Origin of the sequence: Kineosporia corallincola (genome assembly GCF_018499875.1) — a bacterium.
Lineage (GTDB): Bacteria > Actinomycetota > Actinomycetes > Actinomycetales > Kineosporiaceae > Kineosporia > Kineosporia corallincola.
The window spans coordinates 207,570-233,703 of sequence record NZ_JAHBAY010000004.1 but is presented as its reverse complement, the minus strand read 5'-3'; the positions used below and the strand labels follow the sequence as shown (position 1 = coordinate 233,703).

Genomic DNA, 26,134 nt, shown 5'->3' with positions numbered 1-26,134 from the left:
GTCACCCCTCCGGGTGGTAACGGCGGAGCACCAGGCAGCTGTTGAAACCGCCCAGGCCTCGGGCATTCACGAGCACGGTGCCGACCGGGGCGGAACGCGGCGTGCGCACCAGTTCCAGCCCGGGCGCGTGCACCGGATGACGCAGGTTGCCGACGGCGGGCAGCAGGCCGTCACGGATGCACAGCAGGGCCGTGGCCGCCGCCAGCGCCGAGCCGCCCACGCTGAGCCGGCCCACCAGGGCCTGCGGCGCGGCCACCGGCACCGGGATCTCCCGGTCGCCGAAAACCGCTTGCAGCGCCTCGATCTCCATCCGGTCCCGGATTGCGTCGCCGGCCGCGTCGGCGATCACCAGGTCCACGTCGCCCGGCCCCACCCCGGCGTCGGCCAGGGCCAGGCGCATCGCCCGGGCGAACTGCGCGGGCGATCGGGTGTCGGTCTCGCCGTCGTGCGTGGCGGCGTAGCCGGCGATCTCGCCGTAGACCCGCCGGGCGGGGCCGGTCGTCTCGTCGTCCTCGATCAGCAGCACGGCGCCGCCCTCGCCCGGCACGAAACCACTGGCCCGCACGTCGAACGGCGTGTACGCCTCGGTGGGAGCGGTTTTCGGGCTCATCCGCCCGGCCGCGGCCTGGCAGGCCAGGGCGTAGGGCGACAGGCCGGCCTCGGTTCCCCCGGCCAGCACGCTGCCGGTGCCGCGCCGGATCACCCGCCGGGCGTGCCCGATGCTGTCCAGTCCACCGGCACCCTCGGTGACCAGCACGCTGGACGAGCCCTTGAGCCCGTGCCGGATCGAGGCCTGGCCGGTGCTGGCGGCGTAGAACCAGGCGATCGACTGGTAGGCCGTGACCGCCTTCGGGCCCTGCGTGTACAGGCTGGTCATCTCGCGCTGGCCGAACTCGTTGCCCCCGGAGGCCGCGGCCAGCGACACCGCGACCGAGTACGGGTCACGCACCGCCGGGTCGAAACCGCTGTCGTCCAGAGCCATCCGGACCGCGGCCAGCGAGAACCAGGTCCACCGGTCGGTCTGCACCAGCAGCCGTTCGTCCACATGCTCGTCCGGGGTGAACTGCGGCACCTGCCCGGCCAGCGAAACGCCGTAGGTGGCGGCCCGCCCCTCCGGCAGCGCGGTCACGCGTAACCGGTTGGCCCTCACACTCTCCCAGTGCCGGCCGGCGCCGACCCCGGTGGGGGCCACCACGCCGATCCCGGTCACCACGGCCCGGCTCACCGCGGCACCCGGTCCGGGCCGGTCAGCACGATGGCCGACTGGAACCCGCCGAACCCGCTGCCGACCGACAGCGCCACGTCGACCGGCAGGTCCCGGGCGATCTTCGGCACGTAGTCCAGATCGCAGTCCGGGTCCGGGTTCTCCAGGTTGGCGGTGGGCGGCACCACGCCGTAACGGATGGCCAGGGCGCAGGCCGCCACCTCGATCGAGCCGATCGCGCCGAGCGAGTGCCCGACCATCGACTTGATCGAGCTCATCGGCGTGTCGTAGGCGTGCTCGCCGAGACTGCGCTTCACCGCGGCGGTCTCGTGCCGGTCGTTCTGCTTGGTGCCGGAGCCGTGCGCGTTGACGTAGTCCACCTCGTCCGGGCCCACCCCGGACTGACGCATCGCCTCGTCGATGGCCACGCTCATCTCCAGACCGTCCGGCCGCAGCCCGGTCATGTGGAAGGCGTTGGAGCGGTTGGCGAATCCACTCACCCGGGCGTACACCCGGGCGCCCCGGGCCCGGGCGTGCGCCTCCTCCTCCAGGATCAGCACGGCCGAGCCCTCCCCCATCACGAAGCCGTCGCGGGTGGCGTCGAACGGCCGGGAGGCGGTCTCCGGCGAGGTGTTCCGCGACGAGGTGGCCCGGATCGCGTCGAAACAGGCCACCGAGATCGGCGAGATCGGGGCGTCCGAGGCCCCGGCCACCACCACGTCGGCCGAGCCCTCCTCGATCAGCTGGAGGCCGTACCCGACGGCGTCGATGCCGGAGGTGCAGCCGGTGGACATCAGCGACGCCGGGCCGTGGGCGTGGTAACGCGCGGCCAGTTCGGCGGCGCCGCTGCTGGGGATCAGCACCCGGTCGAGGAAGTTGCTGCCGTAGGCCGGGTCTACCAGCCACTGCCGGCCGCCGTCGCTGACGTCGACGTACTCGTCCTCCAGCCGCATGGTGGCGCCCACCGCGCTGCCCAGGCTCACCGCCAGCCGGTCGTGGTCGACGTCGCTGCCGCTGGTCAGGTCGAGGCCCGCGTCGCGCACCGCCTCGTCCGCCGCGACCAGCGCGAACTGCACGAACCGGTCGGTGCGGGCGATCTCCTGCGGGGTCAGCCCGGCCGCCCGCATGTCGATATCCACCTCGGCGGCGATCTGCGAGCGGAACCCGGAGGCGTCGAAGAAGGTGATCCGGCGGGTGGCGGTGCGCCCGTCGATCAGCAGCTGCCAGAACGCGTCCCGGCCCACACCGCCGGGGGCGACCACCCCGATCCCGGTGACCACCGCTGCGCGCGAGGTCATCGCGGGGCCTCGCCGACGACCGCGCCCTCGGGCAGTACGGCGGAGACCACCCGTGGTTCCTCGGTGTCCACGTGCCCCAGTTCGGGCCGGGGGGCCAGCGGGGCCAGCTGGAACACCAGGTGCGCGGTCTCGGTGCCGTGGTTCTCCAGCCGGTGCCGCACGCCGATCGGGATCAGCACGGCCTCCTCCGCGCCCAGCGGCCGGGGCTGCCCGTCGAGCCGCAGGGTGACGGAACCGCTGACGCAGTAGAGAAACTCCTCCGAGTAGGGGTGGTAGTGCTCGGTGACCACGTCGCCCGGCTCCAGCTTCACCACGCCCATGAAGCCCGAGGTGGAGCCGCACCGCGACGGCGTGAGCAGGGTGCGCAGGTCGCCGCCGCGCCGGCGGTCGGCCGGGATGTCCGCGACACGCACCGTGGGGTAGAGGTTCTCAGACATCTGCGACCGCCTCCAGTTTCTCCCGGATCCGGGCCATCTGGATTCCGGTGTTGTGATTGATCCGCTCGGTCATGGTGGGGGTGTCCACCGGTGCTCCCGGCCGCATCCGGAAGTCCTGGACCCATCGCATCCGCACCCCTTCGGGTGTCTCCTCGTAGGTCCAGCGGATGTTCATGAACTCGAACGGGCCGGGCTCCACCCGCCGGGCGTTCACCTCGCGCCGCGAGCGGTCGGCGGTGCGCTCGGACACCCAGGTCCAGACGATGCCGTTCTCGTCCGGGTGCATCGAGAGCCGGAACGTCACGGTGTCGCCCTCCCGGGCGAGGATCTCCGCCCGGGCGTACTCGCTGAACAGGTCCGGCCAGCCGGCCACGTCGTTGGTGCGGTCCCAGACCAGGCCGAACGGGGCGGCGATCACCACCTCGTTGTCGACGTGCCCGGCGGGCTCGGTGATCTGATCGGTCACGGCTGCGAGACCTCCTGCTCGGCGCTGCTGTTCACGAGTTCCACGAGACGGCCGAGCGGGTAGTCCGCGGCCTCCTCGCTCTCGTCGATGGAGACTCCGTGCTGCTGCTGGAGCAGGGTCTGGAGCTGGAGGAAGGCCAGCGAGTCCAGGCCGATGTCGGTCAGCGTCAGCGACGGGTCGTCGGTGCGCTCGGCGGCCGGCAGCCCGACCCGGGCCAGCAGGTTCATCAGGTCGGGCAGGGCGAAGGTGGTTGCGGTCACGATGCTTTCCCTTCGATCACGGGCAGGGGCGACTCGGGGCCGTCGAGGAATCCGGTGTGGTGCCGACCCTCCCGGAAGGCCCCGGAGGCCAGGATGTTCTGGTGCAGTTCGCGGGTGGTGGCCAGGCCGCGGCCGCTGATCCGCAGTTCCCCGAGGCAGCGCTGCATCCGGGCGATCGCCTGCGGCCGGTCCGGCGCCCAGACCACCAGCTTGGCCAGCAGTGAGTCGTAGTGCTGGCTGACCGGGGTGCCCGCGGCACACCCGGTGTCGACCCGCACCCCGGGCCCGCCCGGCAGCTCCAGCACCTCCAGAAGGCCTGGTGCGGGGGCGAAGTCGCGCAGCGGGTCCTCGGCGTTGATCCGGCACTCGATCGACGTCCCGGTCAGGGCCACGTCGCCCTGCCGTAGTTCCAGCGGATGACCGGCGGCCACCCGGATCTGCTCCCGCACCAGGTCCAGGCCGGTCACCATCTCGGTCACCGGATGTTCCACCTGGATGCGGGCGTTCATCTCCATGAAGGCGAAGTTCCCCTCCTCGTCGAGAAGGAACTCCAGGGTGCCGACCCCGGTGTAGCCAACGGCCAGCGCGCCGCGCACCGCCAGCTCACCGATCTGCTCACGCTGCCGCGCGGTCAGGCCCGGCGCCGGGGCCTCCTCCACCAGCTTCTGGTGCCGGCGCTGCACCGAGCAGTCCCGCTCGCCCAGGTGCAGGCCGTTGCCGTGCTGGTCGACCAGCACCTGCACCTCGACGTGCCGGGCCCGGTCGAGGTAGCGCTCGATGTAGACCGAGCTGTCGCCGAACACGCTCTGCGCCGTCCGGCGGGTTCCGGTGTAGGCAGCGGCGAAGTCCGAGGGGTGCCGCACCACGGTGATGCCGCGCCCGCCGCCACCGGCCGCGGCCTTGATCACCAGGGGAAAACCGATGCGGGCGGTCACCTCCCGGGCCTCCTCCAGGTCGGCCACCGGCTTGACCACGCCGGGCAGCAGCGGCAGGCCGGCGGCGGCCATCAGCTCCCGGGCCACCGCCTTGTTGCCGAGCTGCTGCATCACCCGTGGCGGCGGCCCGATGAAGACGATCCCGGCCTCGGCGCAGATCTCGGCGAAGTCCGGGTCCTCGGAGAGGAAGCCGTAGCCGGGGTGGATCGCGTCGGCGCCGGTGGCCCGGGCGGCCTCGATCACCGCCGGGATGTTCAGGTAGCTGCGCCGCGGGGCGGCCGGGCCGATCTGCACGGCCCGGTCGGCGAAGCGGACCACGGCCGAGTCCCGGTCGGCGGTGGAGTGCACGGCCACGGTGCGGATGCCGAGCTCGCGGCAGGTGCGGGCCACACGCAGCGCGATCTCGCCGCGGTTGGCGATCAGGACGGTACCGAACACCCGTCTCACCCGGCCGGGGAGATCCGGACCAGGGGCTGGTCGAACTGCACCGGCTCCCCGTCCGTGGCCAGCAGTTCCACCACCTGGCCGGTGACCTCGCAGACGATCGGGTTGAGCAGCTTCATCGCCTCGACGATGCCGAGCGTCTGGCCGGGCTCCACCGCGGTGCCGACCTCGACGAACGGGGCGGCGCCGGGGGCCGGGGCGCGGTAGAAGGTGCCGACCAGGGGCGCGGGCACGACGTGCAGGTCGTCCGCGGGTTCCGGTGGCGCGGCCGGGGTCTGCGCGGTTTCGCCCGGCTCCCAGTCGATCTCGACGGCGGTGTCGCCGCTGCGCACGCTGATCCGGCGCAGCGGGCCGGGCAGTCCGCGCACCAGGGTCAGGGCCTGGTCGAGGAGGTTGCCGTCGTCGGGGCGGGAGGCGACCGGGGTGAGTTTGCTGACCGGCTCGTTCATGCGGTGGCTCCTTCGGCCAGGAGGGACGTCTGCCCGAGGCGGCCGATGCGCTGTTCACGCTCGCGCAGCAGGCTCTCGGCGTCCCAGGGGCAGATCTGGTTCAGTGCGGTGACGACGGCGGTACGCAGCAGCCCGGCCGCCGCCGACGGATCGGCGTGGGCCCCGTCGCCCGGCTCGGGCACCACCTGGTCGGCGATGCCCAGCCGCAGCAGGTCGGGGGCGGTGAGCCGGAGGGCCTGAGCGGCCTGCGGCGCGGCCTCGGCGGTGCGCCACAGGATGGACGCGCAGCCCTCCGGGCTGATCACCGAGAAGAAGGCATTCTCCAGCACCAGCAGCCGGTCACCGGTGGCCAGCGCCAGGGCGCCGCCGCTGCCGCCCTCCCCGGTCACCACGCCGACCAGCGGAACCCTCAGGCGGCTGGAGGCCGCGATCAGCTCGGCGATCGCGATCGACTGCCCCCGCTGCTCGGCCGCCACCCCCGGGTAGGCGCCGGGGGTGTCGATCAGCGTGACCACCGGCAGCCCGAGCCGTTCGGCGTGCCGGAACAGCCGCAGGGCCTTGCGGTATCCCTCCGGGTGCGGCATGCCGAAGTTGGTGCGCACGAGTTCGGCCGTGTCATGCCCCTTCTGGTGACCGACCACCACCACCGAGCGACCGCCGATCGCGGCGACCCCGCCCACCACGGCCGGGTCGTCACCGTGCGCGCGGTCGCCGTGCAGCTCGACGAAGTCGTCGAACGCGCTGGCCAGGTAGTCCCGGGTGGTCGGGCGGCCGGTGTGCCGGGCGCGGCCGACCACCTCCCAGGCGTCCGGCACCGTGACTGCTTCCCGGGCCTGCGGCAGGTGCTGGATCACCGCCAGGTCGTCGCCGGCCCCCGCGGTGTGCAGGCGCAGCAACCGGGACAGCACCGGGCGCAACTGCTCCCGGTCCTCCACCCGGTCGACGAGCCCCTGGGCCAGCAGCGACGGCGCCCGCTGGAACCCCTCCGGCAGTTCCTCCCGCACGGTCTGCCGGATCACCCGGGGCCCGGCGAACCCCACCCGGGCACCGGACTCGGCGATCAGCACGTCGCCGAGCGAGGCGAACGACGCCGTCACCCCGCCGAAGGTGGGATCGGTGAGCAGGCACACGGTGAGCAGCCCGGCCTCGCGCAGGCGGGCCACGGCCTGGGCCGTGCGTGCCATCTGCATCAGCGAGAGCACACCCTCCTGCATGCGGGCGCCGCCCGAGGCGGTGACCAGCACCAGCGGCAGGGAGCGGGCCCGGGCCAGGTCGGCCGCCGTCACCACGGCCTCGCCCACCGCCACGCCCATGCTGCCGCCCAGGAAGGCGAAATCCAGCACGACCAGCACACATTCGACGCCACCGACGGCGGCCGTGCCGGTCAGCACCGCGTCGTCCGTGCCCGTGGCCGCCCGGGCCGCGGCCAGCCGCTCGGGATAGGGCCGGGAGTCGGTGAAGCCGAGCGGGTCGTCCGGCCCGGCCGGCACCGGCACCGGGCGGAAGCTGTGCGGGTCGGTCAGCTGGGCCACCCGTTCCGCCGCCGTCAGCCGGTGGTGGTGGGCGCACTCGCTGCACACCTCGAGGTCACGGGTGAGCCGGCGCCGGTAGAGCAGGTGCCCGCAGCCCGCGCAGTGCGTCCAGCTCACCGGTCCGGCCGCCAGGAGTAGAACTGCCGGGCGGAGGCGTCGGCGGGTGAGCGCCAGGTGGAAAGATAGGGACGGATATAGGGTTTGAGCTGTTCGCTGATGTCGCTGAACCCGGGCAGCCGCACCCCGATGCTCATCGCCTCGTCGGCGTTCTTGTCGAACTCGATGACGTGCACGTAGAGGTCGTCGAGGCTGTAGAGCGAGCGCTCCCGAACCCCGATGGCGTGCGGCAGGTCGGTCTCGTCGGAGGCGCGGAAGATGCCGGCCACGGCGTCTTCGGTGCCGGGGCGGATCCGGGCCACGATCACCTGGCGGAACCGTTTGTCATGGGACATGAGAAGTAGCGTCCATGAACGGTTTTCCGGCGTCAACGGATCCACACCTGCTGACGGGTCATCCGTCAGGTGACTGCCGGGCAACTGTCAGGGTTCTGCCAGGATCGCCGCGCGGCTGGTCAGGATCGCGCCACCGGAACGTCGACCAAACTGCCGTACTCCGCCCATCCACCCACGTAGTGTCGAACCCGTGGATGCCCGAGCAGTTCCGAGAGCACGAACCACAACAGCGAACTGCGTTCCGCCACACGGCAGTACACGGCCACGTCGGACTCCGGGGTGAGACCGGCCCGCCCGAAGACGTCCCGCAGTTCGTCGACCGGCCGGAACCGTCCGCCCTCCAGCATGGTGCCGGAGGGCACGTTGACCGAGCCGGCGATGTGGCCGGTCACCCGGTGCCGTTCCAGCGGGATGTCGAGCTGGTGGTGCCCGCTGCCCTCGTACTCGGCCGGCGTTCGGCAGTCCACGAGCAGCGTCGGAAGAGGACGCTCCACATAGCGTTCCAGCAGCTCGTCGCGCTGGAGCATGGCCCACGGGTCGCGGCCCGGGCTGGAATAGTCTTGTTTCACATAGATTTCGGGCACCTCGGCCTCCACGTCGCGGCCGGCCCGTAACCAGCCGGCCATCCCGCCGTCGAGCAGGCTCAGGCGACGGTGGCCGTAGAGGTGCATGAGCCAGTAGGCGAAGGCCGCGTAGCTGCCGTCACCCGCGGAGTAGAGCACCACGTGGTCGTCGGGGCTGATCCCCTTACGCGTCATCAGGCGCTCGAAGTTGGCCTGGGTCAGCGGACCCCGGCGCACCTCCTCGTACAGCTCGTCGTAGGTGGCGAGCGGGAGGGCGCCGGGGATGTGCGCCTCGTAGTAGGCGGCGGAGTCGTCGTCGACCTGGAACAGCGCCACGCTGTCGCGGCGGGACCCCAGCCAGTGCACGTCCACCAGCGGCACGGGCCTACTCATCGAGCAGTCCCCAGCGCTGGGCGTTCAGCAGTGCCTGGGTGCGGCTGGCCGCTCCCAGCCTCTGGTAGACGCGCGAGAGCACGCGGTACATCTCGCGTTCGGAGTAGGCGGCGGCGTGTGCCAGGGCCGCCACCGTGACGCCCTGTCCGAGTCGGCGTAGCCATTCGATCTCCTCTGTTCCAAGAGCCGGTACGTCCGCCTCGGCGTCGGAGCGGGCCAGCAGCTGCCGGGCCACCTCGGGAACCAGGAACTGCCCCCGGGCGGCCGAACGCACCGCCTCCACGATGATCTCGGGATCCGCGTCCATCTCCACGACCCCGAGCGACCCACGGGCCACGGCGTCGGCGAACTCCGCACCGCTCATCGTCTCGACCAGTTCCACCACCGCGCAGCGGGTGCCGTCCACCTCCTGACCCAGCGCCCGCGACACCCCGGCGACCCGGCTGCGCGGCACCACCACCACGAAGGGATCTTCCGGCGGCACCGCACCGACCAGGCCGTCGAGCGAACTGATGACCACCTGCCGCAGACCGGCCCCGGCGAGCGCATGGCGCAGACCGCTGGAGTAGAGCGCGGGAAGATCCACCAGGTGCACCTGAACCGCTCTCACGTCAGCAGCCCGGCCCGCTGGGCCGCGATCAGCGCAGCGGCCCGGTTGGTGGCCCCCAGCCGGCGGTAGAGCCTCGCGAGGACGCGATACATCTCCCGCTCCGAGTAGGAGCTGCGGCGCGCCAGGTCGCCCACCGTGCGGCCGCCGGCCAGCTCGGTCAGCCAGGCGCGCTCCGCCTCGGACAGCTCGGTGCCGACGGCGGAGACGGATCGGGCCAGGGCCCGGACGACGTCCACCGGGAGCACAGTACGGTTACGCTGCGCAGAACTCAAAACATGGATCAGATCTGGTAATTCGGACTCCAGAGGCACCAGCCCCACGGCCCCCAGGTGTAACGCCCGGGCATAACTGCGCGGGTCGCGGTCGGCCAGCAGCAGCGCCAGCCGCACCGCCGGGCGCCGCCCCCGCGGCACCTGGGCAACGATGTCGCCGACCAGCTCCTGCGGCACCACCACCAGCACGCTGTCGGCGGCCTCGACCACCTGTGACAGTTCACCGGCGGCCGGAACGCAGCAGCAGGGCAGTCCGGACTCGGCGAGCGCGGTGCACAGACCGTGCGCATACATCCCGCTCAGTCCCACGATGACGACGAGATCGGCGAGACCCGGCCCGGGCCGGGTCTGGAACTGAGTTCGGCACTGGTGATATGGATGATTCCCGGACGCCACGAATCCTTCGGTCGCACTCATGCCCGCCTCCCCCGTAGAGACGTCGATACACCTGACGGTGGCGAGCCCCCGTCCTGCGCAGACCTCTTTGTGGCAGAACATTACCGTTGATCCACATTTCCGACGGGGCAGATGCCAGAATCTCCTCCTCGTCAAGCCGCCGGGATCACTTAGTGCACAGGGGATTCCACATCATCCGGACCCGGGCAGCAACGGGTGTCACTTCAGTGAGCCGAACCTGTGTCCGAGATGTCTTGCCGTCGGCTCCTTCTCGGGCACCGCGTCGCACGTCGGCATCGAGGGATGCACGAGAACGGCCGCCGGCTGACGACTCTGCTCACGTCCTGCTGATCCGCGACCGTTCCCGCACACTATCCGATGTCACCTCCGGCCCGGTCGCGACCCGCCCCGGGCGAATATTCGGTTGCCGTTGTCCCGCGGGCGTCCGGATACTCGACGGCGCACGGCGTCCATCGGTATCCGTCGGTCGAAGGAGTCATCAGCATGCGAGCAACCACCACGCCCCGTCCCCTGACCGGACCGACCGTGGAGCTCCCGCATGCCCTCACTCACCCTCGGCGTCGTCGCACATGTTGATGCCGGCAAGACCAGCCTGACCGAACGGCTGCTGTTCGAGACCGGCGCGTCCAGCACCCTGGGCAGCGTCGACGCCGGCACCACCCGCACCGACTCGATGGACCTGGAACGCCGGCGCGGCATCACGATCCGCGCGGCCGTCACCGGTTTCGCGCTCGGCGACCTCACCGTCACCGTCGTCGACACCCCCGGACACCCGGACTTCATCGCCGAGGTGGAGCGCAGCATCGGCGTGCTCGACGCCGCGATCCTGGTGGTGTCGGCGGTCGAGGGCGTGCAGTCGCAGACCGTGCAGATCTGGCGCGCCCTGGCCCGCGCGGGCATCCCGGCGCTGATCTTCGTGAACAAGACCGACCGCGCCGGGGCCGACACCGCGGCCGTCGTCGCCCAGATCCACGAGCACCTCACCGAGGCGGCCGTGCCGGTCACCCGGGTCGAGCACGAGGGAACCGCGCACGCCGCCGTGCACCCGCTCGACCCCACCGGCGACGAGGTGGTCGAGGCGCTCGCCGTCCGCGACGACCGCATCCTGCGGAGATGGGCCGAGAACCGGCCTGTTCCGGCCCGATTGGTGGATCAGGTGCTGTGGCGCGACGCCGTCGCCGTGCCGGTGCTGGCCGGGTCCGCCCTGACCGGCGCCGGACTGGACCCGCTGCTGGCGGCGATCGCCCGGCTCCCCCGGGCCGGTGCCGACGCCGGTGGCCCGGTCGCCGCGACCACTTTCGCCATCGACCGCGACGCCGGCGGCCAGCGGCGCACCTGGGTGCGGGTGTGGAAGGGGAACGTCGTCCGTCGTTGTCGCCTGAGCCTGGCCGGGCGGGAACCGCAACTGGTCACCGGGCTCTGGGTGAGCACCGCCGAGGGCCTGCGGCCCACGCACGAGATCCGGGCGGGGCAGGTGGGTGCCGTGGTGGGGCTCTCGCGGTCCAGAATCGGGGACGACGTGGGCTCCGGATCCCCGCGCCCGGCACAGCATTTCCCACCCGCGACGGTGCGTGCCCTGGTCGAGCCGGTAGAGGCGGCGCAGCGCACGCGAGCCTTCCAGGCGTTGCAGGAGCTCGCCGATGAAGACCCGCTGATCGCCCTGGAGCTGAGCGAGGCCGACCAGGAGGCTGCGGTCAGCCTGTACGGCGAGGTGCAGCAGGAGGTCATCGCGGCCGTGCTGGAGGAACGGTTCGGCGTGCGGGTGCGGTTCTCCGGGCAGTCGGTGCTGTGCATCGAGCGGGTGATCGGCACCGGTAACGCCACCGAGACGATCGGGGTGGCGGGCAATCCGTATCTGGCTGGGCTCGGGCTGCGCGTGGAACCGCTGCCGGAGAACAGCGGCATCCTCTTCTCACCCGGCATCGAACGTGGCCGTCTGCCCACGGCGTTCATCGCGGCCACCGAGGAGGGGGTGCGACAGTCGTTGCGGGCCGGGCGTTCCGGCTGGGCGGTGACCGACTGCCGGATCACCATGACCGCGTCCGCCTACTGCCCGCGCCAGAGCCGGATGCACGAGAAGTTCAACAAGTCGGTGTCCACGGTGGCCGGGGACTTCCGGCACCTGGCCCCCAGCGTCGTGCACCAGGCCCTGGCCCGGGCGGGCACCGGCGTGTGCCACCCGGTCGACCGGTTCGAGCTGGAGGTGCCGGAGGCGGCCCTGCCCGCCGTCCTGACCACGCTCGGCCGGCTCGGCGCACGGGTGGGCGACGCCCGGCCGACCGGGCGCAGCGTGGTGCTGCACGGCTCGATGCCGTCGGGGCGGGTGCCGGGACTGAGCCGTGCCCTGCCCGGCCTGAGCTCCGGGCACGGCATCCTGACCACCGAGTTCTCCTGCTATGCAAGGAGTCACGACGATCCTGCCCCGGTCCGCCCGCGCCGTGGCCCCGACCCGGCCGACCGCCTCACCTGGTTCCGGGCCCATCCGCGCTGAACCGCCCATCGCGGTCGAATCCCTTCCGGATGCACGAGTGGGGACATCGGTGTTCAATGACGTTGAACCTCGCAACGGATTGGACGCAGCTCATGGGATTCTTCTGGACGGCCCTGGTTCTGATGGCGCTCTGGGCGCTGCTGTCGAAGCAGGGCGGCGAGGTCGAAGAAGACCAGTAGGCGAGAGTCTGGGCAGGATCGCCCCTTAACCCGCACCAGGGCCTGTCCGGACGGCCGCCGGGATCGGCATATTCTCGGTGTGCCCGGCGCCGCGCCCCCGCCTCTCCCGGAGCCACCCGAACCATCGGGTGCGCCGGGGCGTTCCGCAGCCGCGCACACCGCGGAGCCTCTCGGCCACGCCCAGGGCGCGGCCCCCGACGCCGCGTCTCCGGACCCTGCGCCACCCGCCCCTGCGCCACCCAGGTCGGCCTACGCGCCCACGGCAACCACCGGCGTCCTCGAACCGGCCCGCCCAGCCGGCACGCCACCCAGGTTCGCCTCCACGCCCGAGGCGACCACCGGCGTCCCCGAACCGCACCACCCAGCCGGCAAGCCACCCAGGGTCGCCTCCACGCCCGAGGCGACCACCGGCGTCCCCGAACCGCACCACCCGGCCCGCGCATCCGGCCGCATTGCGCAGACCGATGCCACCGGCGAGCACCACCCCGGCGCCCCGGACCACGCCGACCGCAGTCGCCGCCCCGATCTTTCCCACCACCCCGACCCCGGTGGCCGCTGGGTGGCCTGGATCTCGCTGGCCGTCTCGCTGGTGTCGGCAGTCGCGGCAGCGGCCGCCCTGGCCGTGATGAACCGCCAGGCAGACGCCGAGGACGTGGCAACCTGCTGGCCCGCCAGCAGGCGGTGCTGGCCGTCACCGAAGACATCGTGCAGCTGAAACATGATGCGCTGGTGCGGGAGAACGGGCAGCAGTTCACCGCCGAGCTGGCGCTGCGGGGCAGCAAGGCCAAGGCGCTGGTCGACGAGATCGACGGGGTCGGCGTCACCGGCCTGGAATACCTGGAGATCGCCGAGGCCCTGCGCATCGGGGGGCGGTCGCTGAACGACGCGCTGGCGTTCTACCGCCGGGCCCAGAACGTCCCTCCGGCGGACGCTCTCACCGTGGCCGAGGCGCACCGGGGCGAGGGCCTGGTGTACTACTCCGTGGGCCGCAACGACCAGGGCCATCAGTCGTTCCTGCGAGCGGTACGGGTGGCCGAGGAGGCGCGGGACGACGGCGACGCGGATTCCAGTGTGCGCCGCCGCGACGCCGCCCTCTCCTATGTTCTCGACGCCCAGTCGCTGATCCAGGTCGGCGACTGCGCCCTCGCCGCCGACGACCTGCGGGCGGTCCAGGACGTCGCCGGTGATCTTCTGGCCGGGACCAAGAACCTGGCCGCACAACATGATTCGGCCATGAAGGCCTACCGGGCGAAGTGCGGCTGACGGCCGTTCCCGCTCAGCCGACCGAAGACAGCCGGGCCCGGTGCCGCAGGTCGGTCTCCTCACCCGCCCGCGGCCGGGTCACCAGGGCCGTCAGCACGAAGGCGACCAGGCCGGCCAGCGCGGCGATGAACGTGGCCCAGCCGTCCAGACCGGCGTCCACCATGGTGTTCTCGATGTACAGCAGATCATTGGGCACACCGTAGAGGGTGGGCACGAGGGCCAGCAGCACCAGCCGAACCACCAGGCCCACACCCGCACCCACGAGCGCGGCGGTGGACGTCGATCGCGTCCAGAAGAGCCCGAGCAGCAACGGAACCGCCAGGCAGGCCAGCATCAGGTCGAAGGCGAGCGTGAGCAGGATGCCGGTCTGGCTGACCCGGATCGCCAGCACCACGGCGACCAGGACCACCGGGAGCATCGCCACCCGCGTCCAGCGCAGCAGCGGGTCGCGGTGACCGGGCGCGACCTCGCGGCGCACCCCGGCGATGTTGCGCACGGCCACCGCCGACGTGGCCAGGACGGCACCCGACGCGGTGGAGAACGAGGCCGCGACGATGCCGGAGAGTGACAGCACAGCCAGCAGCACCGGGGCGTGACCGTCGAGCAGCTGGTACACGATCGGCCCGTTCTCGCTGTTCAGGCCCAGCTCGGGTGCGGTGCTCAGGGCGATCAGCGACCACAGCACGCCGACCACGGCCGTGGCCCCGGCGCCGATGAAGCAGGCCCGCCGCGCGATCTCGGGGGTGCGGGCCGCGAACACCCGCTGCATGAAGTCGATGGCCACCAGGTCGCCGATGCCGAGCGAGACGAGCGTGGCCCAGTTCACCGCGGCTCCCTGGCCGGTGTCGGTGAGCTGGCCCAGGTCGAACGGGCCGAGGCCGGCCGGGGTGGAGATGCCGTAGGTGGTGGCCACCCAGGCGAACAGCACGAGGGTGGCGACGCCGGTGATGACGGCCTGGATGACGGCCGTGTAGGCGTCCGAGTAGAGGCCGCCGCCGACCGTGTAGGCCAGCACCAGGCAGACCGCGAGCACCACCCCGGCGTCGTAGGGCAGGCCGGTGAAGGTCTCCATCAGGAAGCCCATCGCCACCAGGTTGCCGGCCAGCAGGATGGTGAAGGCGAAGATCATCAGGGCCGAGGCGACCACCTCGACCGGCCGGTTGTAGCGGCGGGCGAAGAAGTCGCCGAGGGTGAGCAGACCCATCCGGTTCATCGGCCCGGCCAGGAACAACCCGGCCAGCAGCAGGCACACGGCCAGGCCGAGGGCCAGCGAGGCCCCGGCCCAGAAGCCGTACCCGGCGCTCAGGTCGGTGTTGCCGACGGTGGCGTTGCTGTCGACGGCGGCGGTGGTCAGGGCCACCGCTACCAGCGGCACCCCGAGCTGCCGCCCGGCCACCAGGTAGTTGGCGCTGTCGCCGTCGATCTTGCGGGCGACGGCGATGCCGACGACCAGGACGACCAGCACGGAGAACGCGACGCCGGCGGTAATCATGGTTCCGATTCAGCCCGCCGCGCGTTACGGCCGGATTCTCCCCCGCCGCACAATCAGGTAAATCAGGTTGTCGTACCCATCGGATAGAAATGGGGCATGAACGAACCGGCGTCCTGGTGGCGCACCACCGTCGGCCCCGAGTGGCACCTGCACACCTGGGCCGCCCTGGCGGCGACCGCCCCGGCAGAACTGATCATCGACGCCGGGTCCTGGGCCGCGGAACCGGCGCACGTGCTCTACGTGCGCTCGGCGTCGCTGCGGCACGCCTACGGTGTGGCGGTCGCCGTGGCCCAGCGGGCCTCCGCGAGCATCGCCACCGAGCGCGGCTACAGCCCCCACCTGCTGGCCGTGGGCCGGCTCGACGACCTGTCGGTGCCGGCCGATCCCGATCCGGAGGCCACCGCGGCGGCCCAGACCAACCCCCGTCGTGACGGCTGGACGGCGCACGACACCCGCCGTCTGCACCTCAACGAGTACGCCAAGCCCCTGGAGCGGGCCGACCTCGCCCTGCTGCGCCTGCCCCCGCTCGGCGACGCCGAGGGTGTGCTCGACCAGATCGCCGACGCCCGCCGCAACTACCTGCGCCCCACCGTCCTGGCCGGAGTGGTTCTGCCGCACGAGTTCGCGGCCACCTACGGCGACGGCATCGCCAGCCGCTTCAACTTCCCCCGCGCCGACGGCAGCACGGCCGACACGTCGCTGTCCAAGCTGACCGTGCTCGACCTCGACATCCGCCCGGTCTGACCCCCTCGGGCCGCCCGAGGTCAACCGCACGCGTGTGAACGGGATACGTGAACCGGGCAGCTGAACCAGGCACCTGAACCAGGCACCTGAACCGGGCACCTGGACCGGGCACCTGGACCGGGCGGCTGAACGCACGGCCGGCGGGCGACCTCGCGGAGTCGGCCCAGCGGTCGGCACTCATGGTGCGATCGGCGCCGGCCCTGGGGTGCCGGTGCGAACCGAGGCCGGGTGATGAGCCGCCCCTCCGGTCCAGCGGAACATCCTTTTTGTTTTTGACACCACCCTGGCCTGGTTGGTGGTGTCAAAAACAAAACGCATCTCCTCCACCCCCGCACCAGGGCTCGTGCGGGCCGGTCGCCGGCGCCTCCGTTGTGAGGGGTCGGGTCATCCCCGCACCAAGGCTCCTGCGGGCCGGTCACTCAGGACGCCTTCCGCCCGCCCTGGGTGGAGGGGGCGAAGAGCGGGTGCTCGAAGATCTCGGGGTTGTACAGCGCGCTCCAGCGTGGGGTGGGGGCGTCCGGGTCGGCCAGCACGGGCAGCTCGCGCAGGGCCTCGTGCAGGTGGGCGGGGCTGCGGTCGGCATGCATCACCGAAAAGGCCAGGCACACCAGCTCTCTCAGCCGGCCGGTGGCCCGCACCTGCTCCGGGGTGGGCGCCCGGCCGGGCAGCACCTCGGCGTAGCCGGCCAGGGCCTGGTCCAGCACGCGGGCGGGGGCTCCGTGCCGGGCGACGGCCAGGTGCAGCCAGGCGAAGTCGTCCGCCCGTCCTCCCCAGCCGGCCTCGGCCCAGTCCAGCGACACCGGGCCGGCCGGGCCGGGTACGCAGTTCAGCGGGTGCATGTCGCGGTGCACCAGCAGCGGCTCCGGGCCTGCCTCGACGGCTTGCACCGCCCGTTCCCGCAGGGCGGTGAGCAGGGCGCGGACGGTCGTCGTCCGTGCTTGAAAAGGATGGCCGGGCAGGGAAAGAGCCTGCGCGAACCGGCGGGCGTCGAGCCCGCACAGCAGGTTCGTGGGCCGGGTGGCCAGCAGGCGCAGCGCCTGGTCGGTGGCGCCGAGCACGTGCTGATGGGCGATCAGCCGGCCGAGAGCGCGCGCGGTGAAAGGGGTTCCGGAGGGTTCGACGAAATGCCGCGCCGACACCACCACCCGCACGGGACCGCCCGCGCCGGGCACGAACCGGTCCACCAGGTGGTAGCGCAGCAGGCGCTCGGCCAGCGGTTCGGGGATCGGATTGTAGGGTAGCGCACCCTGTTTCACCTGGTGCCGCGCGATCTCGTAGAGGGCGAGCGTGACTTCGTGCTCCCACTCCAGGCTGCGCTCCGCGGCCTCTCCGGGGGCGATCGCGAATTTGATGACGACGAAAGCGGTCCCGCCCGCCGCCGTCAGCACCGGCACCCGCAGCACGGTGCGGGCCCGATGGCCGGGCCCGGCCGGGAGCTCGGTCACCTCGCCGTTCAGGTGCAGCCTCAGCAGGTAGAGGGTGCGGGCCACCACGGCCGTCCGGAGCGAGATCATGTCGCTGTCCCCTTCCGGGCGAGCCGGGCGAGCTTGTGCAGGTTGGTGTCGTCGAGCAGCTGCCGCACGATCTCCGGGTCATGCTCGTTGCCGCGCACCAGAAGGTGCTGGAGGTAGGCCATCTCGTCGCTGAAGTCGGTGTAGTGCCGCCAGCTCTCCGGGGCCAGGTCGAGGGCGATCGACAGAGCCCGGCGCACGCTCCCGGCCGGCAGGTGGGCCATCCGGTGATGAGTGAGCACGGCGTCGGCGGCCTCGGCGTAGGCGTCCCGGTCGAGCCGGTCCCAGCGCATGAGGTGGGTCGCGGTCAGCGGGGACGGGTTGCGCCAGCGGAACGAGCCCATCTGGAAGGCCCTCGGCCGCGACCAGTTCCGCAGCATGTCCGGGTCGGCGGCGCGCTCGAACGACAGGCTCCAGGTGCCGGCCAGCGCGGCCAGGTGCGTGTTGGAACCGGTTCCGGCGCCGACACTTCCGCAGATCCGGGGGTTGGCCAGCAGTGCGGCGAAACCCCGTAGCCCGGTGACGTCACCCAGGCGCACGTCGAGCAGACAGTGCGTGCCGGGCACGCCGTCAGCCACCAGCCGCAGCATCCCCGCATTGGTGGTGTCGCCGGGCTTGAGCGCGGAGCCGACCAGGATCTCGTGGCCCTCGATGCGCTCGGCGATCAACCGGAGGACGGCGATGTGCTGTTCCGCGCTCAGCGTGTTGTCCACCTCCTTGACCGCGTCGGTCTGGCGGGTGAAGGGATTGGAGGCGGTCGGGTTGTACAGCAGCACCGGCCGGTCGCCCCGCACCAGGTTGTCGAGTGCGGCCGCGGACTGCCGGTTTTCGTCGTCCGTGAACTGGAAGGCGGTGCCGGGACAGTGCGGCTCGGCGGCCTGCGACGGTAGCGGCAGCGCGTGCGGATGGGCGGCGCGAAAGTAGTTCAGCGCGTTCTTGCCGCCGGACGAGACCTCGTGGCCGTAGGCGAACAGCTCCCAGCCCTGGTCCCAGGTGCGCAGCAGCCGGCGCACGCCCGGAGGCGGGTTCTCGGCCACCCGGAACGAGGTGGGGGCGATCACCAGGTCGTAGCCGTGCAGGTCACGGCCCGTGAGGCCGGTGACGTCGAGGCCCCGGCCGAATCGCTCGTCGCGGTAGAGCGGCAGGTAGGCATCGTGCCCGGCCAGGTCGACGACGGCCGTGGGCACGTGCCGGCGCAGCCAGCCGAGCCAGGCCGCGTGCCGCAGAAAGTCGCCGAGGTACCAGCGGTCGGTGCGGTGCAGCCACAGCACGCGGGGCGCCGTGGTGCGGTCGGGCACCAGGTCGTCGATCCGCAGGGGCGGCGCGACGAGCGATGCGAGCCCGGTACTTGATTTCGGGTTTCCCGGCATGGCTATGGTTATACCGTTCAAAATTGGGAAAGTCACAAATCTGTGCGATGCGGATTCACCGACAGGGGGCACGGTGCTGGAGCAGCAGAGCAGTGGGAGCCGGACCACGGGCACCGGAACGACGAGCAGCCGCACGACGGCCGACGGCCTGGCGGTGCTGACCTGGAACACCCACCACGCCGACCCGGAACGCAGCGAGCGGCAGGCCAAGTGGCTGGCCGGGAGCGGCGCCGACGTGCTGGTGCTGACCGAGGTGGACGGCGGTCACGACCGGCTCGAAACCGCGCTGCGGGAGGAGGGATTCAGCCTGCTCACCTCGGCCCCGGCGCCCTACCACCGAGGCGAGCACCTGGTGCTGGCGGCACGCGGCCATCACCTCGAACCGGTGGACCTGCCGCCGCCGCGCTACCAGCCGCACCGCTGCGTGGCGGCCCGGCTGATTCCGCCGTCGGCGGGAACTCCCCTGACCCTGGCCGGGATGTACGTGCCGTCCCGGGGCGGCACGTCACGGCGGCACAACGACAAGCGCGCGTTCAAGCAGGCCGGCTCACAGTGGCTGCCCCGGCTGCTGGCGACGGCGGGCGATGAGCTCGTGGTGGTGGCCGGCGACCTGAATCTGCTGGAGCCGGGCGAGGTTCGGCATTATCAGGACTACGGGCCGTGGGAGTACGACTTCTACTGGTCGTTCGCGAAAATGGGCCTGGCCGACGCCTATCGCGTCGTGCATCCGGAGGCGATCGTGCCGCGGCGCTGGTTCGGGCGCCTGTCCGCCCGGGGCGGCCGCTTCGAGCATCTGTTCGTCAGCCGCGCCCACGCCGGGCTGGTGAGCGCGTGTGCCTACGACGAGGAACCCCGGGACGACGCCCTGTCGGAGCACGCCGCGCTGTGGATGTGCGTGGACCAGCCGGCCCCGGCCAGGCGGCCCCGGCCGAACATCCATCGCGGCTGGATGCCGTGACCGGCCGGCCGGGGGTTCAGCCCATCGCTCAGAAGTACTGCGGCAGGTCGTTCAGGCTCTTCAGGCCGGTCGCCTTGAGGGCCTTGGTGTGCACGTCGGCGCAGGTGTCGGACATCCGCCCGTCCAGGTCGACGCCGTCGAAGGTCTGGTTCAGGTCGTTGCTGGAGCCCTTGACCGCGTAGTCCAGGGTGGCCGAGAACACCTCCTGCGCGTCGTCGGCGTCCAGGCCCTCGACCTGACTCAGTGTGCCCTCGACCAGGGTGCAGGCGATGCCGCCGATCTTCTCGGTGTCGTCGGGCGCGGTGCCGTCGAGCAGGGCCTTCAGCGCGGCCTGCTGCTGGTCGGCCTGGGCGGTGTAGCCGGCGTCGCGGTACTGCTGGATGGTCTTCTCGGCCTGGGCCTTGACCTTCGCGATGCGGGCCGGGTCGGTGGTGGCCGAGGCACTGGGGGTGGCGGATGCGGATGCCTCGCCCGTGGCGGCGGGAACACTGGTCGCCTCCGGGGCCGCGGCCTCGTCACTGCCGCCGCCGCACGCGGCCAGCAGCACGGTCACCCCCGGCCCGACCAGCAGCGACCGCATCATGACCGACCGCTTCGACGTCACACAGACCAACCCCTCGAACGAAAACTCGTGACTTTCCCGGGCGGCGCGCTCGAACGTCCCCACGCCTGCCCCGCCACCGCAGTATTCCGGACGCCGACCGGCCCCGCCTCCGACCCCATCAGTCTTAGGCCCCCTCTGACGAACAGTTAACCCACGAAAACCCCTGTGGTGAAACCCGTCACCACCAGCTTGCCACTCGTGCGAGCTCCGGCGTCAGGCCGCCCACCGGCCGAAAGGCACAATTGCGGATATCCTGGCCAAGGCCTGGCCGGGCCGCGGACACGTCAGGGGAGGTGCCATGAACAGCGCCCCCTCGTCGTCCCCCCAGCAGTTCCCCGCTGAGCCCGATCCCCGCCGCCGGCCCGTCGTCATCGTGGCCACCGCGGCGCTCGCCGCGCTGGTCACGGCCGTCGCGCTCAGGGTGCTCCCGGATCAGCTCAGCGGCCCGGAACGCACGATCGAGCGGTACTTCGGGGCTCTCGAAAACCGGGACCTGAACGCCGCTCTCGGCCTGACGCAGATCAGAACCGGGGACGACGCGAGCACCGGCCACCCCGACCTGGGCACCTACGCGCCGCTGTCCGAGAACGGGTACGACCCGCCGACCGAGGTGAAGGTCTCGGCGGTCACCCAGATGCAGCCGGGCGACGCCCGCATCCCCCCGGGGTTCTTCCCCACCGACACCGCGATCGCCCAGGTACAGCTGAAATACCAGGTCAACGGCCAGGAACTGGAAGACCAGACCCTGCTGGTGCGGCCCGGCGGCAGCAACCCGTTCCGCGGCTGGCAGGTCTACAGCGCCCAGCCGCAGATCACTCTCACCGCCGGCGGCACCCTGACCCCCGAGGTGAACGACAAGGCAGCACAGAGCGTTTCGGGGCGGTGGCAGCTGAACGCCCTGCCCGGCAGCTACACCGTGGGCGTGGCCGACGACCCGGTGTTCGGCAGCGAGCCGGCGTCGGCCCTGGTGCGGCTGACCGAGGGTGACGCCGTGGATCTGCGGGCCGTGCTGAAGCCAGAACTCCAGCAGGCCGTGGCCGCACAGGTCAAGGCCTACGTCGACGAGTGCGCCACGAGCAGCGAACCGGCCCCCGAGGGCTGTCCGTTCTCGGCCGGCTCCGGCTACCTGGTGATGCCGGACGAGCTGAGCTGGGAGGTGAAGTCGTACCCCACCCTGGCATACGCCGTCTCGGACGTCCCCGGCATCCTGGAGGTCTCGACCAGCAGCGAGGGCAGCATGGAGGCGCGCGACGCCCGGGCAGACACCTTCGCCGACCAGGTCTCGTTCTCGGTCGGCGGCACCGCGAGGATCAGCGACGGACAGGTGGAGTTCACGCCGGATGTGAGCTGATCGACGAAATCCGAATCCGGCTCCATCAACCGGGCCTTTCTGGCATGTTGGGCAGCAACCTGTGCAACACCTATGTGCCCGGAGGAACCACCATGGCGCTGCGCCGAAAACGACTGTCCACGCTGCTGGGTACCGCATCACTGGTGACCGTGGGCGTCGTCCCCCTGATGTTGGCCGCACCCGCCCAGGCCGCCGTGCCGACCGCTCGCGCGGTCGTGATGGACTGGGAGGAAGACGGATTCGAGTTCATCTTCTACGACGACGACGCCACCCAGGCCCATCAGATCAACCTGAAGCTGGAACGGGCCGCCGACCGCGCCGTGCTCGTGTACACCCTCGACGACGTGGTCGACATCGAGGCCGGAGCGGGCTGCGCCCACCCGGACAGCGGCGACCTGACCAAGGTCGCCTGCGAGTTCCCCGACACGCTGAACGACGGCAACATCCGCAACGACTCAGCCGGCAACATCTACCTGGGCAGCGGCGACGATACGTTCACCTTCGACAACTCCGCCAATCACCCTTACACCGGCGTCTACCTCGACGAGGGCGACAACACCTACGTCTCGGGAAGTCCCGGTTACCATGACGCCTCGATCACGTCGGGCGCCGGCCGCGACACGATCACGGCCGGTGCCCTCGCCTACGTGGACTCGGGTGACGGCGACGACGTCATCACCCTCGCCGGCGCCGGTGCCACGGTGCGGGCAGGCGCCGGCCAGGACCAGATCAACGGAACCCCCGGCCGGGACACGATCGACGGCGGTGCCGGTGACGACACCATCGTGGGCGGCGCGGGCATCGACACCCTGAGCGGCGGTGCCGGCAACGACACCATCCAGGGCGACGACGGCGACGACGAGATCAACGGCGGCGACGGCGACGACGTCCTGTACGGCGGCGCGGGGATCGACACCATCCACGGCGGGCTCGGCAACGACGTCGTCTACGGTGACGACGGCGACGACTTCATCTACGGCGACCAGGGCAACGACGAGCTGTACGGTGGTCGCGACGACGACACCATGTACGGCAACAGCGGTGACGACACGATCTTCGGAAACAGCGGCGACGACTACATTTCCGGCGGTCCGGGCACCGACACGATCTCCGGTGGCACGGGCACCAACACCATCGTCGACTAGAACGTCGCCCTCGGGCCCGTTTCTGCTTCCACCTCGGCGACCATCCGGGCCGCTGTGCGCAGGTGCTCGGCCACCGCGAGCGCCTGCGCACCGTTGAGCTCGAACATCTCCCCCAGGGTGATGCGGGGCGGGCTCACGATCGTGACGATCGGCTCGGCGAGCAGATCGAAGTCGAGACGCTGGGCCACGCGGATACGCACGACGTCGCCGGTGGCCGGCACCACTCCGACCTCTCGTTCCCGCTCGACAGCCTCGTCGTCGACGAGTGAGATCCGTTCCCACGGGCCACCGTCGGCGTGTATGAGTTCGGGTCGATCGGACGTCAGCTCAGGGCGGCCCGGCAGTCCCACTTCGCCGACCGCCCGCGCCCGGAGCTGTCGCTCACCGACGCGGCCGACGCACTGCGCATCAGTTCCCGCACCCTGCAACGGCTGGAGGGCGGAGGTGAAACACAACTACGCCCTCGTGCAGAGTGCCTGTGTGTTCTACGGTTTCACCACCGAGACCACGTCGCGCCTGCTGGAGATGGTCGACCAGTCCGACCAGGAAGAATGGTACGAGAAATACCGGCCCGACATCGCGCCGTGGCTGGTGCAACTGCTCGACCTGGAGGCGATGGCCGACCGGATCCGGATCTTCGCGACGCTGGTGCCGGGAGTCTGTCAGGTTCCGGGGTATGCAGAGGCTCTCGGCGCCATGAATCTGGAGCACATCGACGATCCGAGCTACGCCAGGCGGCTGGCCGAGATCCGCGCACAGCGAGCGCGGCGCGTCTTCGGGCGCAAGGGGGTCACGGTGTCGATCATGCTCGACGAGGGCGCTCTGCTCAGACAGGTGGGCGGTGCCGAGGTGATGGCGGAGCAACTGCAACACCTACGAGGCCTGGCGACGCGACCCAACGTCGAGATCTCCGTGCTGCCGTTCTCCCGCGGAGCCGTCGCGGCCACCAAAGGCGCCTTCAATATCCTCGAGTTCGACCAACCGGAAGAACCTGACCTCATCTACATGGAGAACTACATCGGGGCTCAGTACTCGGTGAAGGGCTCGGTCCTGAACGAGCTCAGATCCGCTATGACAGCCTGTTGTCTCAGGCCGTTCAACTCAGGGAGTACGAACCATGAGCACTGACGACATCACCTGGATCAAGGCTTCCAAGTCCGGCGACTCCGGCGACTGCGTCGAGTTCGGGGTCACCCCCGGCAACACCTCCGAGGTTCTCCTGCGTGACAGCAAGAACAAGCAGGGCGCCGTCCTCCATCTGCCCCTCCCACAGCTCGCCGCTCTGCTCGGGGGCGCGAAACAGGGCGAGTTCGACCACTTGGCCGGCTGACGAGCGTCGGGCAGGGTCTCCGGCATCGGAGACCCTGCCCGACGTGGTCAATCAGTAGGCGTAGTAGTCGCGGACGTCGTCGACGCTCTTCAGCTCAGCCCTCTTGAGCAGCTTGGCGCGCTGGGCGGGGCAATTCTCCTTCAGCGTCGCATCGGTGTCCGCCTCGCCGATGGTCTGGTTCATGTCCGCGAACGCCACCATCACCGTGTAACCCAGATACATGGAAACGGCCTCCTGGTCGAGGTCTTTCCCGGCCCAGCCGAGGCTCGGCAAGATTCTCTTCACGGTGGCACAGGCGGCATCACCGAAACCATCTGGATCAGGCTGTAACTCGTCGGCGACCAGCTGGTCGAAGATCTTCTGCTTCTGCTCGGCCTCGTCAACACGGCCGGCGTCGCGCGCGTTCCTCGTCTCGACCCAGACCAAGGACTTGACGTGGGAGATTCGCTGCTCGGAGGTGGGCTCGGGTGTGGGCGGAGTCGCAGACCAGGTGAACGTGCTGCTGCTCGCTGTCGGCTTGCCAGAGGTGGCGTCGCACCCGGCCAGCAGCATCGCCGCGCACGACCCCACCAGCAGTGACCCCACCATGACCGAAAGCTTCGACAACGCAGACCAACCCCTCGAACCAGCACCCAGAACCCCCGCGCCGGTCCAGTATCCCGGACGCGCCGTGCCGCGATGATCATGGTGGGCACGGGCCGGTCAGGATTCGTAGTGGTCCTGGACATCGTCGACGCTCTTCAGCTCGACCTTCTTGAGCAGCTCGGCCCGCTCGGCGGGGCAGGTCTTCTTCAGCACCGCATCGGTGTCCGCACCGCCGATGGTCTGATTCACGTCCGCGGTCGCCACCATCACCGTGTAACCCAGGAGACGGGCCACCGTGTCCTGTCCCCTCGCGCCGGAAGGGCCGAGAGCCGGCAGCATCCTCTTCACCGTGGCACAGGCGGCATCGCCGAAACCATCCGGATCGGGCTGCAACTCACCGGCCACCAGCTGCTCGAAGACCCTCTGCTGCCGGTCGGCCTCGGCGTCCTGCCCGAGATCGCGGAGCAGCTCCACGTCGTACTCGGCCTCGATCCTGGCCAGGTCAAGCCGCCGTTCCGGAGTGGGGGCGGCGCCGGTCGGGACCGCCTCCGACGTCCACGCGCTGCTGCTCGCCGTCGGCTCTCCCGGGGCGGCGTCGCAACCGGCCAGCAGCAGCGCCGCGCACGGCGTCGCCAGCAGCGCCCCCACCTTGACCGACCGCTTGGACATCACACAGACCAACCCCTCGAACCAGCACCCAGAGCCCTCGCGCCGGTCCAGTATCCCGGACAATCGGGGCCACGATGATCAAGGACGGCGCCGGTGAACCGTCGGAACCTTCGCTGGGCCTGGGCGACATCAACTGAATGCACCGAACCACCATGCCTCCGCCGGGCCCGGACGGGCGTTGCGCAGTTCAGAAGGCAGGGGAAAATCCGGCTAGGCATAATCAGGTGGTCCGAATGTCTTGTTCTGGCCAATCCAGAAAGAACTCCATCGGATCATACGATCTGATCGCCACGTTCCCCGAACCCAAGGAACCATGATGCCCGACACCAACGACCCAGACATCAAAACATTCCTCGAATACTCAGGGCGAATGATGCACGTCAACGCCCTGCTCTCCGGCTGGGAGAAAAACTTTGCAACCAGGATGGTAAACCTTCGTACAGAATCCACACTGGACAGCTTTCGCAGAGGTTTCGCGAAAAGCCTCTCAGGCGGTCTCTCACCGAGCGAATACGAACAAGAGACCGGCTGGGAGTTCGACACACACGGGGAGTTCCTGGATCACCTGCACCGTCTTTGGACTCAGTGCTACGGCGATGCCGATCCCACCGAGAGCCTGACCTCGCACCGACCCAGCGCGTAGACGCTCTGCGCCAGAGATCGGTCTGGACCACGGCGGAATGTACGGAACCCGCGACCCACCCGTAACC

General features: G+C 70.8%; 29 protein-coding genes. 10 read left to right on the top strand and 19 right to left on the bottom strand.

Features of this window, described 5'->3' with window-relative positions; all coding sequences use genetic code 11:
• Position 1 precedes the first annotated feature (1 nt).
• The 12 genes from KIH74_RS38525 to KIH74_RS11240 form a co-directional block, all read right to left on the bottom strand.
• On the bottom strand, positions 2-1,225 hold the full coding sequence (locus KIH74_RS38525; protein ID WP_214155810.1) for a beta-ketoacyl synthase N-terminal-like domain-containing protein: 1,224 nt from the start codon (positions 1,223-1,225) through the stop codon (positions 2-4).
• Positions 1,222-2,502 (bottom strand): beta-ketoacyl-[acyl-carrier-protein] synthase family protein, encoded by a 1,281-nt coding sequence (locus tag KIH74_RS11290; protein ID WP_214155809.1) that lies wholly within the window; start codon positions 2,500-2,502, stop codon positions 1,222-1,224. Before KIH74_RS11290 ends, KIH74_RS38525 begins: the two co-directional genes overlap by 4 nt.
• Positions 2,499-2,939 (bottom strand): cupin domain-containing protein, encoded by a 441-nt coding sequence (locus KIH74_RS11285; protein WP_214155808.1) that lies wholly within the window; start codon positions 2,937-2,939, stop codon positions 2,499-2,501. The genes KIH74_RS11290 and KIH74_RS11285 overlap by 4 nt, the downstream gene beginning before the upstream one ends.
• The gene (locus KIH74_RS11280; protein ID WP_308113722.1) at positions 2,932-3,405 is read right to left on the bottom strand and encodes an SRPBCC family protein; all 474 of its coding nucleotides are present in this window, start codon (positions 3,403-3,405) and stop codon (positions 2,932-2,934) included. The genes KIH74_RS11285 and KIH74_RS11280 overlap by 8 nt, the downstream gene beginning before the upstream one ends.
• Positions 3,402-3,665, bottom strand: coding sequence for a phosphopantetheine-binding protein (locus KIH74_RS11275; RefSeq protein ID WP_214155807.1), 264 nt, complete (start codon positions 3,663-3,665; stop codon positions 3,402-3,404). The genes KIH74_RS11280 and KIH74_RS11275 overlap by 4 nt, the downstream gene beginning before the upstream one ends.
• The gene (locus KIH74_RS11270) at positions 3,662-5,038 is read right to left on the bottom strand and encodes an acetyl-CoA carboxylase biotin carboxylase subunit (protein WP_214155806.1); all 1,377 of its coding nucleotides are present in this window, start codon (positions 5,036-5,038) and stop codon (positions 3,662-3,664) included. Before KIH74_RS11270 ends, KIH74_RS11275 begins: the two co-directional genes overlap by 4 nt.
• A 5-nt stretch (positions 5,039-5,043) precedes the next feature.
• A complete protein-coding gene (locus KIH74_RS11265; protein WP_214155805.1) occupies positions 5,044-5,493 on the bottom strand; it encodes an acetyl-CoA carboxylase biotin carboxyl carrier protein in 450 nt (149 codons plus the stop codon).
• Positions 5,490-7,199 carry an acetyl-CoA carboxylase carboxyltransferase subunit alpha gene (locus KIH74_RS11260; RefSeq protein WP_372492046.1) on the bottom strand — a complete coding sequence of 570 codons (1,710 nt, stop codon included), beginning with the start codon at positions 7,197-7,199 and terminating at the stop codon, positions 5,490-5,492. Before KIH74_RS11260 ends, KIH74_RS11265 begins: the two co-directional genes overlap by 4 nt.
• Entirely contained in the window at positions 7,139-7,477 is a 339-nt protein-coding gene (locus KIH74_RS11255) for a TcmI family type II polyketide cyclase (protein ID WP_214155803.1), read from the bottom strand. The genes KIH74_RS11260 and KIH74_RS11255 overlap by 61 nt, the downstream gene beginning before the upstream one ends.
• A 119-nt stretch (positions 7,478-7,596) precedes the next feature.
• Positions 7,597-8,433, bottom strand: a complete 837-nt coding sequence (locus KIH74_RS11250; protein WP_214155802.1) for a sulfurtransferase — start codon at positions 8,431-8,433, stop codon at positions 7,597-7,599.
• Positions 8,426-9,019 carry a hypothetical protein gene (locus KIH74_RS11245; protein ID WP_214155801.1) on the bottom strand — a complete coding sequence of 198 codons (594 nt, stop codon included), beginning with the start codon at positions 9,017-9,019 and terminating at the stop codon, positions 8,426-8,428. Before KIH74_RS11245 ends, KIH74_RS11250 begins: the two co-directional genes overlap by 8 nt.
• 20 nt (positions 9,020-9,039) lie before the next feature.
• Positions 9,040-9,732 carry a hypothetical protein gene (locus tag KIH74_RS11240; RefSeq protein ID WP_214155800.1) on the bottom strand — a complete coding sequence of 231 codons (693 nt, stop codon included), beginning with the start codon at positions 9,730-9,732 and terminating at the stop codon, positions 9,040-9,042.
• Positions 9,733-10,270: 538 nt separating this feature from the next.
• On the opposite strand from KIH74_RS11240, the gene KIH74_RS11235 reads away from it, so the two are divergent.
• The 3 genes from KIH74_RS11235 to KIH74_RS11230 all read left to right on the top strand — a co-directional run bounded on the left by KIH74_RS11235 (position 10,271) and on the right by KIH74_RS11230 (position 13,665).
• The gene (locus KIH74_RS11235; protein ID WP_214155799.1) at positions 10,271-12,223 is read left to right on the top strand and encodes a GTP-binding protein; all 1,953 of its coding nucleotides are present in this window, start codon (positions 10,271-10,273) and stop codon (positions 12,221-12,223) included.
• A gap of 56 nt (positions 12,224-12,279) precedes the next feature.
• The gene (locus KIH74_RS37605; RefSeq protein ID WP_281417797.1) at positions 12,280-12,402 is read left to right on the top strand and encodes a hypothetical protein; all 123 of its coding nucleotides are present in this window, start codon (positions 12,280-12,282) and stop codon (positions 12,400-12,402) included.
• Positions 12,403-13,083: 681 nt separating this feature from the next.
• Positions 13,084-13,665 carry a hypothetical protein gene (locus tag KIH74_RS11230; protein ID WP_214155798.1) on the top strand — a complete coding sequence of 194 codons (582 nt, stop codon included), beginning with the start codon at positions 13,084-13,086 and terminating at the stop codon, positions 13,663-13,665.
• Positions 13,666-13,678: 13 nt separating this feature from the next.
• Here KIH74_RS11230 and KIH74_RS11225 read toward each other — a convergent pair whose 3' ends face one another.
• Positions 13,679-15,157, bottom strand: coding sequence for a sodium:solute symporter family transporter (locus KIH74_RS11225; RefSeq protein ID WP_214155797.1), 1,479 nt, complete (start codon positions 15,155-15,157; stop codon positions 13,679-13,681).
• Between the two features lie 96 nt (positions 15,158-15,253).
• Between KIH74_RS11225 and KIH74_RS11220 the strand changes: the two genes are divergently transcribed.
• A complete protein-coding gene (locus tag KIH74_RS11220; protein WP_214155796.1) occupies positions 15,254-15,901 on the top strand; it encodes a hypothetical protein in 648 nt (215 codons plus the stop codon).
• A 419-nt stretch (positions 15,902-16,320) separates the two neighbouring features.
• Here KIH74_RS11220 and KIH74_RS11215 read toward each other — a convergent pair whose 3' ends face one another.
• Entirely contained in the window at positions 16,321-17,415 is a 1,095-nt protein-coding gene (locus KIH74_RS11215) for an aminoglycoside phosphotransferase family protein (RefSeq protein ID WP_214155795.1), read from the bottom strand.
• Complete coding sequence (locus KIH74_RS11210) at positions 17,412-18,782, bottom strand: hypothetical protein (protein WP_214155794.1); 1,371 nt, start codon at positions 18,780-18,782, stop codon at positions 17,412-17,414. Before KIH74_RS11210 ends, KIH74_RS11215 begins: the two co-directional genes overlap by 4 nt.
• A gap of 73 nt (positions 18,783-18,855) precedes the next feature.
• Between KIH74_RS11210 and KIH74_RS11205 the strand changes: the two genes are divergently transcribed.
• The gene (locus tag KIH74_RS11205; RefSeq protein WP_214155793.1) at positions 18,856-19,740 is read left to right on the top strand and encodes an endonuclease/exonuclease/phosphatase family protein; all 885 of its coding nucleotides are present in this window, start codon (positions 18,856-18,858) and stop codon (positions 19,738-19,740) included.
• Positions 19,741-19,768: 28 nt separating this feature from the next.
• Here the strand turns inward: KIH74_RS11205 and KIH74_RS11200 are convergent, their stop codons facing one another.
• A complete protein-coding gene (locus tag KIH74_RS11200) occupies positions 19,769-20,344 on the bottom strand; it encodes a hypothetical protein (protein ID WP_214155792.1) in 576 nt (191 codons plus the stop codon).
• Positions 20,345-20,642: 298 nt separating this feature from the next.
• Here KIH74_RS11200 and KIH74_RS11195 point away from each other — a divergent pair, with 298 nt between their 5' ends.
• Both KIH74_RS11195 and KIH74_RS11190 read left to right on the top strand, forming a co-directional pair.
• Complete coding sequence (locus KIH74_RS11195; RefSeq protein WP_214155791.1) at positions 20,643-21,695, top strand: hypothetical protein; 1,053 nt, start codon at positions 20,643-20,645, stop codon at positions 21,693-21,695.
• Between the two features lie 44 nt (positions 21,696-21,739).
• Complete coding sequence (locus tag KIH74_RS11190; protein ID WP_214155790.1) at positions 21,740-22,840, top strand: calcium-binding protein; 1,101 nt, start codon at positions 21,740-21,742, stop codon at positions 22,838-22,840.
• Here the strand turns inward: KIH74_RS11190 and KIH74_RS11185 are convergent.
• On the bottom strand, positions 22,837-23,295 hold the full coding sequence (locus tag KIH74_RS11185) for a hypothetical protein (protein ID WP_214155789.1): 459 nt from the start codon (positions 23,293-23,295) through the stop codon (positions 22,837-22,839). The genes KIH74_RS11190 and KIH74_RS11185 overlap by 4 nt on opposite strands.
• On the opposite strand from KIH74_RS11185, the gene KIH74_RS11180 reads away from it, so the two are divergent.
• Both KIH74_RS11180 and KIH74_RS11175 read left to right on the top strand, forming a co-directional pair.
• Positions 23,285-23,968, top strand: coding sequence for a DUF5753 domain-containing protein (locus KIH74_RS11180; protein ID WP_214155788.1), 684 nt, complete (start codon positions 23,285-23,287; stop codon positions 23,966-23,968). The two genes, KIH74_RS11185 and KIH74_RS11180, sit on opposite strands and share 11 nt — an antisense overlap.
• Positions 23,958-24,170 carry a DUF397 domain-containing protein gene (locus KIH74_RS11175; RefSeq protein WP_214155787.1) on the top strand — a complete coding sequence of 71 codons (213 nt, stop codon included), beginning with the start codon at positions 23,958-23,960 and terminating at the stop codon, positions 24,168-24,170. Before KIH74_RS11180 ends, KIH74_RS11175 begins: the two co-directional genes overlap by 11 nt.
• A gap of 51 nt (positions 24,171-24,221) precedes the next feature.
• Here KIH74_RS11175 and KIH74_RS11170 read toward each other — a convergent pair whose 3' ends face one another.
• A complete protein-coding gene (locus tag KIH74_RS11170) occupies positions 24,222-24,758 on the bottom strand; it encodes a hypothetical protein (RefSeq protein ID WP_214155786.1) in 537 nt (178 codons plus the stop codon).
• Between the two features lie 114 nt (positions 24,759-24,872).
• Positions 24,873-25,424 carry a hypothetical protein gene (locus KIH74_RS11165; protein WP_214155785.1) on the bottom strand — a complete coding sequence of 184 codons (552 nt, stop codon included), beginning with the start codon at positions 25,422-25,424 and terminating at the stop codon, positions 24,873-24,875.
• Positions 25,425-25,740: 316 nt separating this feature from the next.
• On the opposite strand from KIH74_RS11165, the gene KIH74_RS11160 reads away from it, so the two are divergent.
• A complete protein-coding gene (locus tag KIH74_RS11160) occupies positions 25,741-26,067 on the top strand; it encodes a hypothetical protein (RefSeq protein ID WP_214155784.1) in 327 nt (108 codons plus the stop codon).
• The last annotated feature ends 67 nt before the right edge of the window (positions 26,068-26,134 follow it).